The 13,342-nt window shown below is 71.8% G+C and carries 15 protein-coding genes; 9 read left to right on the top strand and 6 right to left on the bottom strand.

Annotated features, from left to right (window positions below; all coding sequences use genetic code 11):
- Positions 1–4 precede the first annotated feature (4 nt).
- From ABT025_RS23145 to ABT025_RS23130, 4 genes are all read right to left on the bottom strand, one after another.
- Positions 5–751, bottom strand: coding sequence for an SDR family NAD(P)-dependent oxidoreductase (locus ABT025_RS23145; RefSeq protein WP_350997558.1), 747 nt, complete (start codon positions 749–751; stop codon positions 5–7).
- 226 nt (positions 752–977) lie between these two features.
- Positions 978–1,595 (bottom strand): TIGR03086 family metal-binding protein, encoded by a 618-nt coding sequence (locus ABT025_RS23140; RefSeq protein ID WP_350997555.1) that lies wholly within the window; start codon positions 1,593–1,595, stop codon positions 978–980.
- 50 nt (positions 1,596–1,645) lie between these two features.
- The gene (locus tag ABT025_RS23135; RefSeq protein WP_350997552.1) at positions 1,646–2,080 is read right to left on the bottom strand and encodes a hypothetical protein; all 435 of its coding nucleotides are present in this window, start codon (positions 2,078–2,080) and stop codon (positions 1,646–1,648) included.
- A 135-nt stretch (positions 2,081–2,215) separates the two neighbouring features.
- Entirely contained in the window at positions 2,216–2,860 is a 645-nt protein-coding gene (locus ABT025_RS23130; protein WP_350997549.1) for a TetR/AcrR family transcriptional regulator, read from the bottom strand.
- A gap of 151 nt (positions 2,861–3,011) precedes the next feature.
- On the opposite strand from ABT025_RS23130, the gene ABT025_RS23125 reads away from it, so the two are divergent.
- On the top strand, positions 3,012–3,935 hold the full coding sequence (locus ABT025_RS23125; RefSeq protein ID WP_350997547.1) for a DMT family transporter: 924 nt from the start codon (positions 3,012–3,014) through the stop codon (positions 3,933–3,935).
- Here ABT025_RS23125 and ABT025_RS23120 read toward each other — a convergent pair.
- The gene (locus tag ABT025_RS23120) at positions 3,925–4,128 is read right to left on the bottom strand and encodes a hypothetical protein (protein WP_350997544.1); all 204 of its coding nucleotides are present in this window, start codon (positions 4,126–4,128) and stop codon (positions 3,925–3,927) included. The genes ABT025_RS23125 and ABT025_RS23120 overlap by 11 nt on opposite strands.
- Before the next feature lie 146 nt (positions 4,129–4,274).
- Between ABT025_RS23120 and ABT025_RS23115 the strand changes: the two genes are divergently transcribed.
- The 4 genes from ABT025_RS23115 to ABT025_RS23100 all read left to right on the top strand — a co-directional run bounded on the left by ABT025_RS23115 (position 4,275) and on the right by ABT025_RS23100 (position 8,075).
- Entirely contained in the window at positions 4,275–5,492 is a 1,218-nt protein-coding gene (locus ABT025_RS23115) for a sensor histidine kinase (protein WP_350997541.1), read from the top strand.
- Positions 5,489–6,208: a response regulator gene (locus ABT025_RS23110; RefSeq protein ID WP_350997538.1), complete on the top strand. Its 720-nt coding sequence runs from the start codon at positions 5,489–5,491 to the stop codon at positions 6,206–6,208. The genes ABT025_RS23115 and ABT025_RS23110 overlap by 4 nt, the downstream gene beginning before the upstream one ends.
- A 239-nt stretch (positions 6,209–6,447) precedes the next feature.
- Positions 6,448–6,867, top strand: a complete 420-nt coding sequence (locus tag ABT025_RS23105; protein ID WP_350997536.1) for a PaaI family thioesterase — start codon at positions 6,448–6,450, stop codon at positions 6,865–6,867.
- 11 nt (positions 6,868–6,878) lie between these two features.
- The gene (locus tag ABT025_RS23100; protein ID WP_350997533.1) at positions 6,879–8,075 is read left to right on the top strand and encodes a cytochrome P450 family protein; all 1,197 of its coding nucleotides are present in this window, start codon (positions 6,879–6,881) and stop codon (positions 8,073–8,075) included.
- A 22-nt stretch (positions 8,076–8,097) separates the two neighbouring features.
- Here the strand turns inward: ABT025_RS23100 and ABT025_RS23095 are convergent, their stop codons facing one another.
- A complete protein-coding gene (locus tag ABT025_RS23095) occupies positions 8,098–9,102 on the bottom strand; it encodes a Gfo/Idh/MocA family protein (RefSeq protein WP_350997530.1) in 1,005 nt (334 codons plus the stop codon).
- A gap of 159 nt (positions 9,103–9,261) precedes the next feature.
- On the opposite strand from ABT025_RS23095, the gene ABT025_RS23090 reads away from it, so the two are divergent.
- From ABT025_RS23090 to ABT025_RS23075, 4 genes are all read left to right on the top strand, one after another.
- Positions 9,262–10,020 carry a GntR family transcriptional regulator gene (locus tag ABT025_RS23090; RefSeq protein ID WP_350997527.1) on the top strand — a complete coding sequence of 253 codons (759 nt, stop codon included), beginning with the start codon at positions 9,262–9,264 and terminating at the stop codon, positions 10,018–10,020.
- A gap of 229 nt (positions 10,021–10,249) precedes the next feature.
- Positions 10,250–11,263 (top strand): sugar ABC transporter substrate-binding protein, encoded by a 1,014-nt coding sequence (locus tag ABT025_RS23085; RefSeq protein ID WP_502972002.1) that lies wholly within the window; start codon positions 10,250–10,252, stop codon positions 11,261–11,263.
- Entirely contained in the window at positions 11,260–12,312 is a 1,053-nt protein-coding gene (locus ABT025_RS23080; RefSeq protein WP_350997516.1) for an ABC transporter permease, read from the top strand. The genes ABT025_RS23085 and ABT025_RS23080 overlap by 4 nt, the downstream gene beginning before the upstream one ends.
- Positions 12,309–13,169: an ATP-binding cassette domain-containing protein gene (locus ABT025_RS23075; protein WP_350997513.1), complete on the top strand. Its 861-nt coding sequence runs from the start codon at positions 12,309–12,311 to the stop codon at positions 13,167–13,169. Before ABT025_RS23080 ends, ABT025_RS23075 begins: the two co-directional genes overlap by 4 nt.
- The last annotated feature ends 173 nt before the right edge of the window (positions 13,170–13,342 follow it).

Raw genomic sequence — 13,342 nt, 5'->3', positions numbered from 1 at the left:
ACGGTCAGGCCGCGTGGCCACCGTCCACGACCATTTCCGCACCGGTGATGTACGCAGCCTCGTCGCCGGCCAAGTACGCGATCATCGCGGCCACTTCGCCCGGAGTGGCGAACCGGTCCAGCGCGTTCGCCGCCCGCTGCCCGGCGGCGTACGGGCCGTCGGCGGGGTTCATGTCGGTGTCGACCGCACCGGCCTGGACCAGATTGACCGTGATCCCGCGCGGGCCGAGCTCTCGGGCGAGCGGCTTGGTCAGTCCGGACAGTGCCGACTTGCTCATCGCATAAAGGGTGGAGCCGGGACCGCCCGCGTACCGGCTCAGGGCCGTACCGACGGAGATGATGCGGCCCCCTTGTTCCAGCACACCGGCCGCAGCCCGGCAGGCCAGGAAGACCGCCCGTACGTTGACGGCGAGTACCCGGTCGACATCGGCGTCGGTGAGGCCTCCGATCGGGCCGAGGACGCCGATGCCCGCGTTGTTGACCAGGATGTCGAGCCGGCCGAAGGTCTCTGCCGTCCGGCGCACCGCCGCGGGGACGGCCTCCGGGTCGGCCGAGTCCGCGCGCAGGGCGACGGCGCGGCGGCCGCCCGCCTCGATCTTCCGCACGACCTCGCGGGCGGCGTCCTCGTCCTGTACGTAGGTCAGCGCCACGTCGGCGCCGTCCTGGGCGAGCCGCAGGGCGGTCGCGGCGCCGATGCCGCGGCTGCCGCCGGTGACGAGCGCGGTGCGGTTCGTGCTGACGGTGCTGTTCATCAGGGTTCCTGTCCGTTGCCGGTCGTGCTGACAGGACCAAGCAAAGTCCTTCGGCGCACCGGACACCGGCGGGAATTGGACGCCGACTCCGGTACGGCGGGTCCGGCCGATGCGTTCCGGCCGTGCGGGGTCGGAGCGGATGGAGGGGAATCGTCAGGAGTTCCCGAAAGGAAGGGCCATGGCGAAGCCGGCACTCACCGGTACGTGAGCCGACGGCGTGGTCCCTTCAACCACCCTGCGGCGGACGCCACTTCGGTGATCGGCCGAGCGTCGTGAGGATGAGTCCCAGCGTGCCGGACCCGCCGGCTACCGCGCGGTCGCCGGGATCCAGGGCCGGCCGGAAGGCCGCGCCCGGCAGCTCGCGCCGCGCCCCGCCCGGGACGCGCAGGGCGATCGGCAGTGCGGCCTCGACGACGGCCGGGGGGAGGGCCGTGCGCACGCCCAGGGCGGCGGCCACGTCCCAGGAGTGCACGACGTAGTCGATGAAGTGGAACCCGATGGCGGTGGTCGCGGCGAAAGTCGCCTCCGTGCTGATCTCCGGGAGCGTGAACCGCCCCTCCATCACGCCCGGTCGGGCGAAGCCGTCCAGGACGGCGTGGGCCGTCCCGCGGTACCAAGCCACCGGATCCTCGCCGGCCGGACGAGGCTCCCAGACGGACGGGTCGGCCCCTTCTCCCCGCGCGGCGGCGGCGAACCCGATGTGCTGGGCGCCCATGTGCTCCACGAGGAGCCGTAGGGTCCAGCGCTCGCAGGGGGTGGGCCGGTCCCAGTCGCCGGGGGCCGCGCGCTCCACGACGCGGACGGATTCCAGGACCGCGGCCCGGTCGAACCGTGCGATGTCCACGGTGTGGTTCCTTTCGGGAGGGGTGGATGAGTCGGTGCGGCCGAGCGGGTTCAGGACCCGGACGCGGGCCACGGGCCGTCGCCGGAGAGCAGGCGCCAGGCGGACTCGCGCAGCGCGGTGCGGCCGGTGAACGGGGTGTGCCAGGTGGCCGAGCGCAGGGTGCCCCGGCCTTGGTACGCGTGCACGATGCGCCGGTGGTCGGGGCGCGCGACGAATCCCAGCAGGTGTTCGCGTGCCGTCCAGACCGTGATCGAGCCCGAGCGGTTCATCCGGGGGCCGACGTCCGCCCACAGCCACATGCCGACCGCGCCGGGCGTCTGCGGCCAGGTGCGGCGCAGCCGCATGCCGGCCGCCCCGACGGAGAAGGTGGTCCAGGGGCGGTGGGTGACGAATTCGGTGACGGAGACGACCACTTCGGTGCCGCGGCCGGGAGGCTCGGCGGCCGGGCCGTCCTGCCAAGCCGTGCTCCAGAGGGTGTGCGGCATGTGTGGCCCTTTCCATGGTCCGGCGCGGCCGTCCGCGGCGGATGCCCGTAACAGTACAACTGGACGAACGATCGTGCTGTTTGTTTTCGCCAGTCGGTCCTGACCGGCCCGGCCGGGGTCGAGTGGTACGGGTCTCTACAGCGCGGCCGGCAGTGACGAGGCGTCAACTGCCACCGTCCGCAGCCGGCCCAGGATCGCGCGCGCTGCCCTCGGATAGCTGTCCGGGCTGTCACGGAGCACGGAATCGCCGTTGGCCAGTTCCAGGAACGCGATGATCTCGAAGGCGAGTTGCGGGACATCGCAGTCCGTACGGATCTCGCCCAGCGTCCGCGCCTCCTCGATCCGTCGTTCCACGAACGCGACCCAGCCGGCCTGCGCGGCCGCGACCGCGTCATGCACCGCGCCCTCGCGGGCATCGAACTCCGCGATGGCCGCGTAGAAGAAGCAGCCCCCCGGGAACACCCGCTCCTGGGAGTACGCGATCCAGCGCTCGCACATCCGCCGGATCCGTCCGAGGCCGGAGGGCGTGGCGAGGGCCGGCTGCACGACATGCTCGTCGTACACCGCGACGGCGGTCCGCACGGTTGCCAGCTGGAGCTCCTCCTTGGAGCCGAAGAGGGCGAACACGCCGCTCTTGCTCAGCCGGAGGTCCGTGGCCAGCCGGCCGAGGGACAGACCTTCCAAGCCCTCGACCGAAGCGACCGCCGCCGCCCGGGCGAGGATCAGCTGACGGGTGCGATTGCCCCGTTCGACCCTTCCGTCCTGGCGCTCTCCCGCCATCTGGCGACTCCGTACTCCGTGAGGTGGGGGCGGCTGCCGTCGGACCGGTCCCGGGTCTCGCCATTGTAGGAGGGGGCCCGGTAGCGTGATCGCTCCGCGTGCGAGCCAGTGAGGTCTCCACATCAGTCCTGTGGAGAACCAGGAGTTCCGGGTGTCCTCTGTCGCCGTGCCCGTCCTCGCCCCGCCGCGCCGGGCGTGGGTCACCGATCTGCCGGTCCTGCTCGTCGCGGTGGTCTGGGGTTCCAGTTATCTGGCCGCCAAGGGCATCACCACGTCGCAGACCGTCATAGCCGTCCTCGTGCTGCGGTTCGCCGTCGTGCTGCCCGTCCTGGTGGCCGCCGGATGGTCCCGGCTGCGGGCGCTGAGTGCGGCCCAGTGGCGGGGTGCCGGACTGCTGGGCCTGGTGCTCAGCGGGATCTTCCTGGTGGAGACGTACGGCATCGTGCACACCTCGGCGACCAACGCCGGGCTCATCATCAGCCTCACCATGATCTTCACCCCGCTCGCCGAGGCCACCGTGACGCGGACCCGGCCGACCGGGGCCTTCCTCTCGGCCGCCGGGCTCTCCGTCGCCGGAGTGGTGCTGCTGACCCAGGGGGGCGGATTCACCAGCCCCTCGGCGGGTGATCTGCTGATGCTGGTCGCCGCACTCGCCCGCACCCTCCATGTGCTCCTGATGGCGCGCATCAAGTCCGTCCAGTCGGCGGACTCGCTGTCGCTGACGACGGTCCAGCTCGGCAGCGCCGTCGCCGTCTTCGCTCTGCTGGCCGCCGCTCCCGGCACCGGGGAGCCGCCCTGGTCGGTCGCCGCCGGGTTCGGCGTCCGGGAGTGGGGCGGACTGCTGTTCCTGTCGGTGTTCTGCACGCTCTTCGCGTTCTTCGTGCAGATGTGGTCCGTACGCCGCACCTCACCGTCCCGGGTCAGCCTGCTGCTCGGTACGGAACCGCTGTGGGCCGCCGCCGTCGGAATCGCGATCGGCGGTGAACGGCTGGGCGTCCTGGGGGTCGCGGGCGCGGTGCTCGTACTGGCCGGAACGGCCTGGGGGCGCCGCAGTGCGGACGTGGCTACTCCTTGACCGCATCCGACGCGATCATGACGGCGGCCCCCGCCACCACCAGCACGATGCAGGCGAACAACGAGTAGTCGCCGATGAACGGCACCCGTTGCACCACGCTGAAGAAGCTGAACCAGTCGAGCCATTCATGGAGCAGTCCGGCGGCACCCTGGACGAAGACCAGGAAGCCGACCGTCTCGCAGAGTCTCTTCATGGGAGCGAGCCTGTCGGGCCGCGCACGGGTGCCGCGTCGGCCAGAGGTCTGCGCGGCAGGTCCGAAAGTCGCCGCTTCCGCGACTTTGGTCGCTGCGCGGCCCGGAACGCCCGGAAGCCCCGCCCCGGCTGCGTAGCTTTGTCGATATGACGCGCACCGAATACCCCTGGCTGCTGCCCTCGGCGATGGCCGACCCCGAGCTGCCGGGCGACCGGGGCGGCCGGATGCGCCGCACTGTGCGCGACTGGATTGTCGACATCACGGCCTTCCTGTGCGCGGCAGGCATCGGGCTGGCGGCCGTCGCCGCGGTCGAGGCCGACGAGACCACCCTCCACGTCTTCGTCCTCGTCGACTCGCTCGCCGGTGCCGCGGCCTGCTGCGCGTTGTGGGTCCGGCGCCGGTGGCCCGTCGGCCTCGCGATCGTGCTGACGCTCGTGTCCGCCGTCGAACCGGCCGCGGCGGGGGCCTGGCTGGTGGCGCTGTTCAGCGTGGCCGTCCACCGGCCCTTCCGCCCCGTGGCCTTCATCGGCGCCGGGGCCCTGCTGGTCGCCCCCGTACAGCCGTATTTGCGCCCCGACCCGTCCACCTCGTTCGTCGCGTCCACCATCATCGGGCTGCTGCTGGTCCTGCTCGTGCTCAGCTGGGGCATGGTCGTACGGGCCCGGCGCCAGCTCGTCGTCACGCTGCGCGAGCGCGCCAGGCGGGCGGAGACCGAGGCGGGACTCCGCGCCGAGCAGGCGCAGCGGCTGGCCCGCGAGGACATCGCCCGTGAGATGCACGACGTCCTCGCCCACCGGCTGACCCTGCTCAGCGTCCACGCGGGCGCCCTCGAGTTCCGCCCCGACGCACCCCCGGCCGAAGTCGCACGTGCCGCCGGAGTCATCCGGGACAGCGCGCACGAGGCACTCCAGGACCTGCGCGAGATCATCGGCGTCCTGCGCAGCCCCCGTGACGGCGACGGCGACCGGCCGCAGCCGACCCTCGCCACGCTGGACACCCTCGTCGCCGAATCCCGGCTGGCCGGCATGAAGGTCACCCTCGACAACCGCATCACCGACCCTGCCGCAGCCCCCGCCGCCACCGGCCGCACCGTCTACCGCATCGCCCAGGAGGGCCTGACCAACGCCCGTAAGCACGCCCCCGGCACCGAGGTGACCGTCACGGTGGGCGGCGGCCCGGGGCAGGGGATCACCGTCGAAGTGCGCAACCCGGCCCCCACCGAACCCTTCGAGCACGTACCGGGATCCGGCCAGGGCCTCATCGGCCTGACGGAGCGGGCCACCCTCGCGGGGGGCCGCCTCGACCACGGACCGGAACCGGACGGCGGGTTCGGGGTGCGGGCCTGGCTACCGTGGTCCTCATGACCGACCCGACGCCCACGCCCACGCCCCGGCCCGTCCGGCTGATCGTCGTCGACGACGACCCGCTCGTACGGGCGGGGCTCACCCTCATGCTCGGCGGCGCCGACGACATCGACATCGTGGGGGAGGGGGCCGACGGCACCGAGGCCGTCGAACTCGTCGACCGGCTCCGGCCCGACGTGGTCCTGATGGACATCCGGATGCCGGTCATGGACGGGCTGACCGCGACCGAGGCGCTGCGCAGCCGCCCCGACGCCCCCGAGATCGTCGTCCTGACGACGTTCCACGCCGACGAGCAGGTGCTCCGCGCCATCCGTGCCGGAGCCGCAGGCTTCGTCCTCAAGGACACACCGCCCGCGCAGATCGTCGACTCCGTGCGGCGGGTGGCGGCCGGCGATCCCGTCCTGTCGCCCGCGGTCACCCGTCAGCTGATGGTCCGCGCCGCGGGCTCCGGGCAGGAGGAGCGGGCGGGCCGCGCCGAACGGGCCCGGCAGCGCATCGCGTTGCTGGCCGACCGGGAGCGAGAGGTGGCCGTCGCCGTCGGACACGGCCGCTCCAACGCGGAGATCGCCGCCGCCCTCTATCTGAGCGTGGCCACGGTGAAGACCCAGGTGTCCCGGATTCTCGCCAAGTTCGGCTTCAACAACCGTGTCCAGATCGCGCTGCTGGTCCATGACGCGGGCCTCCTCGACGGCGACGGCGACACCGGCCCGTCCTGAACCCCTCGTTCGCGCGGGACCGCGCCTCGGGGCGACCGGCACACGGAGCGCCGCACCGCGATCCGTACACTGCTGGAACGCTGCCCCGACTCGCACTCGCACTCGCACTCGGCCTGGATGCCGGGGAGCCGGACCGGTTGCCGGGCACGCTGATCCGCAGAGCGCGCAGGCTCCCCGTGCGCCGGTGACAGGGACTCGCTCTCCGGGCGGTTCGCCGGCGAGACAGAGAGGACCCCGCCATGACCGGACTCGACCTGCAGACGGCACAGAAGGTACTCGACAGCCAGCCGTTCAGCGCCCTCGTCGGCGCACGGATCACCGCCTTCGGCGGCGGCGCTGCCACGCTGGAGATCGACAGCCGTGAGGAGTTGCGGCAGCAGAACGGATTCCTGCACGGAGGCGTGCTCGCCTACGCAGCCGACAACGCCCTCACCTTCGCCGCCGGCACGACGCTGGGCCCGGCGGTACTGACCGGCGGCTTTTCGATCCAGTACCTCCGCCCGGCCACCGGCGCCACACTCGTCGCGCGTGCGGAGGTCGTCCACACCGGCCGCAGGCAGGCCGTGGCGCGCTGCGATCTGTTTGTCGTTGGCCAGGACGGCGCAGAGACACTGTGTGCCGTTGCCCAGGGCACCGTGCTGAGCGCCACCTCGTCCTGAAGGAGCTCCACATGACGACCGAAGCGATACTCGACCTCGGCGCGCTCGGTGAGCGCTTCACCCGTGATCCGCACCCCGTCTACGCGGACTTACGGGCCCGTGGACCCGTCCACCGGGTCCGCATCCCCGAGGGCACACCCGCCTGGCTCGTGGTCGGGTACGAGGAGGGCCGGGCCGCACTCGCGGACCAGCGCTTCTCCAAGGAGTGGCGCAACGCCTCGCCCTCCCTCGGCGTCAGCCAGGTCGCCTCGGGGACCTCGATGCTCAGCTCGGACGCACCCGCGCACACCCGCCTGCGCAAACTCGTGACCCGCGGGTTCACCGCCCGCCGGATGCAGCAACTCGTCCCGCGCGTCCAGCAGATGACGGACGAGCTGCTCGACACCATGCTCGCGGGTCCGGACCGCAGGACCGATCTCGTCGAATCCCTGTCCTTCCCGCTGCCCATGTCCGTCATCTGCGAACTGCTCGGCGTGCCCTTCCTGGACCGCCGGGCCTTTCGCGAGTGGTCCAACACCGTGGTGTCCTCCATCGACGGCGACGCGCGCCGCGCCGCGACCACCGAGATGTCGGGCTATCTGGCCGGGCTGCTCGACGACAAGCGCAGACAACCGGGCGACGACCTGATGAGCGCGCTGATCCACACGGCCGACGAGGAGGGCGACCGGCTCTCCGCCGGCGAACTGATGGGCATGGCCTGGCTGCTGCTCGTCGCAGGGCACGAGACCACGGTCAACCTGATCTCCAACGGCGTGCTGGCCCTGCTCACCCACCCGGACCAACTGGCGGCACTGCGAGCCGACTTCGGCCTCATCGAAAACGCCGTGGAGGAGATGCTGCGCTACGCGGGCCCGGTGGAGACACCCACGTACCGGTTCACCACCGAAGCGATGGATGTGGGCGGCACGGTGATTCCGGGCGGCGGTGAGCTCGTCCTGGTCGCGATGTCGGATGCCAACCGCGACCCGCGCCGCTACCCGGAGGCGGACCGTTTCGACATCACCCGGGACGCCCGCGGGCACCTGGCCTTCGGTCACGGCATCCACTACTGCCTGGGCGCGCCGCTGGCCCGCATCGAGGCGGCGGTGGCCATCAGATCGTTGCTGGAGCGCTGCCCGGATCTCGCACTGGACGTCGATCCGTCCGAGCTGACCTGGCGTACGGGGATGCTCATCCGGGGGCCGGAGGGGCTGCCGGTCGGATGGTGAACGGGCAGGCGGTGTGCCCGGGTCAGGCGGACGGGATCTCCGTCAGCTCCACCGGGCGCCGCTCGCGCCGTGAGACCTCGCAAGCCTCCGCGACCCGCAGCGCGTGCAACGCCTCCCGGCCGTCGCAGGGATTGGCCGCCTCGCCGCGCACCAGGCGGACGAAGGCGTCCAGTTCGGCCTCGTACGCGGGGCCGAAGCGTTCCAGGAAGCCGGGCCAGGGACGGGCCGGGGTGCCGGGGCTCCTCGGTTCGGCGGAGGTGAGGGGCGTGCGGTCGTCGAGGCCGACCGCGATCTGGTCCCGCTCGCCCGCGAGCTCCATCCGCACGTCGTACCCGGCGCCGTTGCAACGGGTCGCCGTCGCCGTGACCAGGGTGCCGTCGTCCAGCGTCAGCAGCGCCGCCGCCGTGTCCACGTCGCCGGCCGCCCGGAACATCGCGGGCCCGGCGTCCGACCCGGTCGCGTACACCCGCGCCACCTCACGGCCCGTCACCCACCGCACCATGTCGAAGTCATGGACCAGACAGTCCCGGAACAGCCCGCCGGAGAGCGGCAGGTACGCGGCGGGAGGCGGCGCCGGATCGGACGTCACCGCCCGTACGGTGTGCAGCCGGCCGAGCGCCCCGCCGCGCACCGCGGCGCGTGCCGCCGCGTATCCGGCGTCGAACCGGCGCATGAAGCCGAGCTGGAGGACGCTGTGCGCACGCTCAGCCGCGCGGAGCGCCCCGAGTGTGCCCGCCAGGTCCAGGGCGACGGGCTTCTCGCAGAACGCGGGCAGCCCGGCGCGGGCGGCCCGGCCGATCAGCTCGGCGTGGGCGGATGTGGCGGAGGTGATCACCACGGCGTCCACACCGGCGTCGAACACCTCCGTCGCCGTGGCCACCGCGCGCGCACCGGTCCGGTCGGCGACGGCGGCCGCGCGGGCCGGGTCGGGGTCCGCCACCACCAGGGCCTCCACCGCGGGATGGCGGGCGAGGACTCCCGCGTGGAAGGAGCCGATCCGGCCGGTGCCGAGGAGTCCGATGCGCATGGTCCCAACGTGCCGTCCGCCGGTGACGGTGTCAACCATATGTCCTGACAAATCGGGGCTCGTTTCGGCGGATTGGTCTCAGACCGACCCTGTTCGGACAACAGGACTACCTGACTACCTGACTACGGGAGATGCTGATGTGCGCGTTAGGCTCCCGACGTGCCGAAATCCACTGCCGACGCCACGGTCCTCAACCTCAACGTGGACCGATCCAGCCCGGTCCCGCTCTACTACCAGCTCGCTCAGCAGCTGGAGGCGGCCATCGAGGACGGACGGCTCGCCCTCGGCGGACTGCTGGGCAACGAGATCGACCTCGCCGTCCGGCTCGGGCTGTCCCGGCCCACTGTCCGCCAGGCCATCCAGTCGCTCGTGGACAAGGGCCTGCTCGTCCGGCGCCGCGGCGTCGGCACCCAGGTGCTGCGCAGCAAGGTCAGGCGCCCGCTCGAACTCAGCAGCCTCTACGACGACCTGGAGACCGCGGGCCGGCACCCCTCGACCACCGTCCTGGCCAACACCACCCGGCCCGCCACGGCGGCGGTCGCCGCGGCGCTGGGCGTCCCGGAAGGCGCCGAGGTCCAGTACATCGAGCGGCTGCGCCACGCTGACGGCGAACCCCTCGCCCTCCTGCGCAACCACCTGCCCGCCGGACTCCTCGACCTCTCCGGCGACCGGACCGCAGCCACCGGCCTCTACCGGATGATGCGCGGCGCGGGCATCACCCTGCACAGCGCCCGCCAGACCGTCGGCGCCCGGCTCGCCACCGCCGAGGAGGCAGGCCCGCTCGGCGAGAGCGAGGGCGCAGCCCTGCTCACGATGGAGCGCACCACCTTCGACGACACCGGCCGGGCGGTCGAGTTCGGCTCCCACCTCTACCGCGCCTCGCGCTACGCCTTCGATTTCCAGCTCCTCGTACGGTGACACGGAGCCCAGGCTCTCGTACGGTGTCACAGGCTTCTCGGCTACTCGTACGGTGACGACGGCCGCACCCGGCCGCCCCGCTGCCGTACACGCCCCCTCCCGACACACGCGCCGCGCCCCTCCGGCCGGCGGGGCCTCGGGCTCGGGGATACTTGCCCAGCCGGGCCGGGACCGCATGGCCCCGGCTCCACCAGCAGCACAGCGAGCAGCACAAGAAGGGCACGGCGTCGTGGCAAGGGTTCGGACAGGGGTACGTGCGATGGGCGCCGTGCTAGCGGCGGTGCTCGGGGCCTCCCTCATGGGATGCAGCAGCACCGGCGGCAAGCGGGCGGAGGAGCGTGCGGCGCAGGCCGCGGCCGAGGGCCGGTCCGCGGTGAACACGCCCCGCTGGACCTTCGCCATGGTCACCCACTCGGGCGACGGCGACACCTTCTGGGACATCGTCCAGAAGGGCGCCGACATGGCGGCCAAGAAGGACAACATCAACTTCCTGTACTCGCACAACGACGAGGCGCAGCAGCAGGCCCAGCTCGTCCAGGCCGCCATCGACAAGAAGGTCGACGGGCTGATCGTCACGCTTGCCAAGCCCGACGCCATGAAGGACGTCGTCGCCAAGGCCGTCAGGGCCGGCATCCCCGTGATCACGGTGAACTCGGGTTCCGCCGAGTCCAAGAGCTACGGCGCGCTCACGCACATCGGCCAGGACGAGTCGATCGCGGGCGAGGCCGTCGGTGACGAGCTCAACAAGCGCGGCCGCAAGAAGGCCCTGTGCATCCTGCACGAGCAGGGCAACGTCGGCCACGAGCAGCGCTGCGCCGGGGCGAAGAAGACCTTCGACGGCGAGATGGTGAACCTGTACGTCGAGGGCACCAACATGCCGGACGTCCAGGCCTCCATCGAGGCGAAGCTCCAGGCGGACAAGGACATCGACGCGGTCGTGACCCTCGGCGCACCGTTCGCGGACGCCGCCGTCAAGGCGAAGCAGACCGCCGGCAGCAAGGCGGAGGTCGACACCTTCGACCTGAACGCCAAGGTCGCCGCCGAGCTCCAGGCCAAGACCCTCGGCTTCGCCGTCGACCAGCAGCCCTACCTCCAGGGGTACGAGGCCGTCGATCTGCTCTGGCTCTACCGCTACAACCGCAACGTGCTCGGCGGCGGGCGCCCGGTCCTGACCGGCCCGCAGGTCATCACCTCCGCCGACGCCGCCCAGCTGGCCGAGTACGCCGACCGGGGAACCCGATGACCGCGGCGTCCGGATCGTCGTCCCCCACCGGTACGGACGAGCGGCTGCTGCGCACCTCACCGCTGCGCAAGCTGCTCGGCCGGCCCGAACTGGGCTCGATCGTCGGCGCGGTTGCCGTCTTCCTCTTCTTCGCGGTCGTGGCCGACAGCTTCCTGCGCGCCACCAGCTTCGGCACGGTGCTGTACGCGGCCTCCACCATCGGGATCATGGCGGCGCCGGTGGCGCTGCTGATGATCGGCGGAGAGTTCGACCTCTCCGCCGGTGTGATGGTCACCAGTTCCGCGCTGGTCTCGTCGATGTTCAGCTACCAGATGACGGCCAACGTCTGGGTCGGCGTCTTCGTGTCCCTGCTGGTCACGCTGGTCATCGGCGCCTTCAACGGCTTCATGCTGACGCGTACCAAGCTCCCGAGCTTCATCATCACGCTCGGTACGTTCCTGATGCTGACCGGTCTCAACCTGGGACTCACCAAGCTCATCAGCGGCACCGTCTCGACGAAGACCATCGGCAACATGGAGGGCTTCGACTCGGCGCGCAAGGTCTTCGCCTCGCACTGGACGGTCGGCGGCGTCGAGCTGAAGGTGACCATCCTGTGGTGGGCCGTCCTCGTCGCGGTCGCCACCTGGATCCTCCTCCGCACGCGTTTCGGCAACTGGATCTACGCCGTGGGCGGCGGGGCCGACGCGGCCCGCGCGGTCGGCGTCCCGGTGATCCGGACCAAGATCGGGCTCTACCTCGGGGTGGCCTTCGCCGCCTGGGTATCCGGGCAGCACCTGCTGTTCAGCTACGACGTGGTGCAGTCCGGCGAGGGCGTCGGCAACGAGCTGATCTACATCATCGCGGCCGTCATCGGCGGCTGCCTGATCACCGGCGGCTACGGCTCCGCGATCGGCTCGGCGGTCGGCGCCGTCATCTTCGGCATGACCAGCAAGGGCATCGTGTACGCGGAGTGGAACCCGGACTGGTTCAAGTTCTTCCTCGGAGCGATGCTGCTCCTGGCCACCCTGCTCAACGCATGGGTACGCAAGCGCGCGGAGGCGACGAAATGACGGCCCCCCAGGCATCGAGCGGGCCGGCGGACACCGACCGGCGGGCACTGGTCGAGCTCGACCACGTCAGCAAGTACTACGGCAACATCAAGGCGCTCCAGGACGTCTCGCTGGAGGTCCACGCGGGCGAGATCTCCTGTGTCCTCGGTGACAACGGCGCCGGCAAGTCCACCCTGATCAAGATCATCGCGGGCCTGCACCGGCACGATGCCGGGAGCTTCCTGATCGACGGCGAGGAGACCGCACTCGCCAATCCGCGCGACGCCCTGGACCGGGGCATCGCCACGGTCTACCAGGACCTCGCCGTCGTGCCCCTGATGCCGGTCTGGCGAAACTTCTTCCTCGGCTCCGAGCCGACGACCGGCGCCGGGCCCTTCAAGCGCCTCGACGTCCGGCTGATGCGGGAGACGACACGCTCGGCGCTGCTGCGGATGGGCATCGACCTGCGCGACGTGGACCAGCCCATCGGCACCCTGTCCGGCGGTGAGCGCCAGTGCGTCGCCATCGCGCGTGCCGTCCACTTCGGCGCCAAGGTCCTCGTCCTGGACGAGCCGACCGCGGCGCTCGGCGTCAAGCAGTCCGGGGTGGTGCTCAAGTACGTCGCCGCCGCCCGGGACGCCGGACTCGGCGTGGTTCTCATCACGCACAACCCGCACCACGCGTACCTCGTCGGTGACCGCTTCGTGCTCCTCAAGCGGGGCGCCATGGCGGGCAGCCACACGAAGGGCAGCGTCACGCTGGACGAGCTGACCCGGCAGATGGCGGGCGGCAGCGAGCTGGAGGAGCTCAGCCACGAGCTGGAGCGCGCCCCCGGCATGCCGGCCGGCCGGCCGGACGAGGACGAAACCTCCGCGTGACCGTGTCCACAGCTGTTCCCGCCCGCCCGGCGGGCCGGGTCTCCGGGCCTGCCGGGCGGGCGGCGGCAGGCCGGTTGCCGCACGGCCCCCGGCCGTCAGTGGCAGAATCGACTGCGGCGGGCACCGTCCGCCGCCGGAAGCACGACGAGCCGGCCCCCCAGACCACGCAGGGA

Origin of the sequence: Streptomyces sp. NPDC002809 (assembly GCF_040295435.1) — a bacterium.
GTDB lineage: Bacteria > Actinomycetota > Actinomycetes > Streptomycetales > Streptomycetaceae > Streptomyces.
Note: the sequence above shows the minus strand (reverse complement) of the source record. Positions and strands in the feature narration are given on the sequence as shown.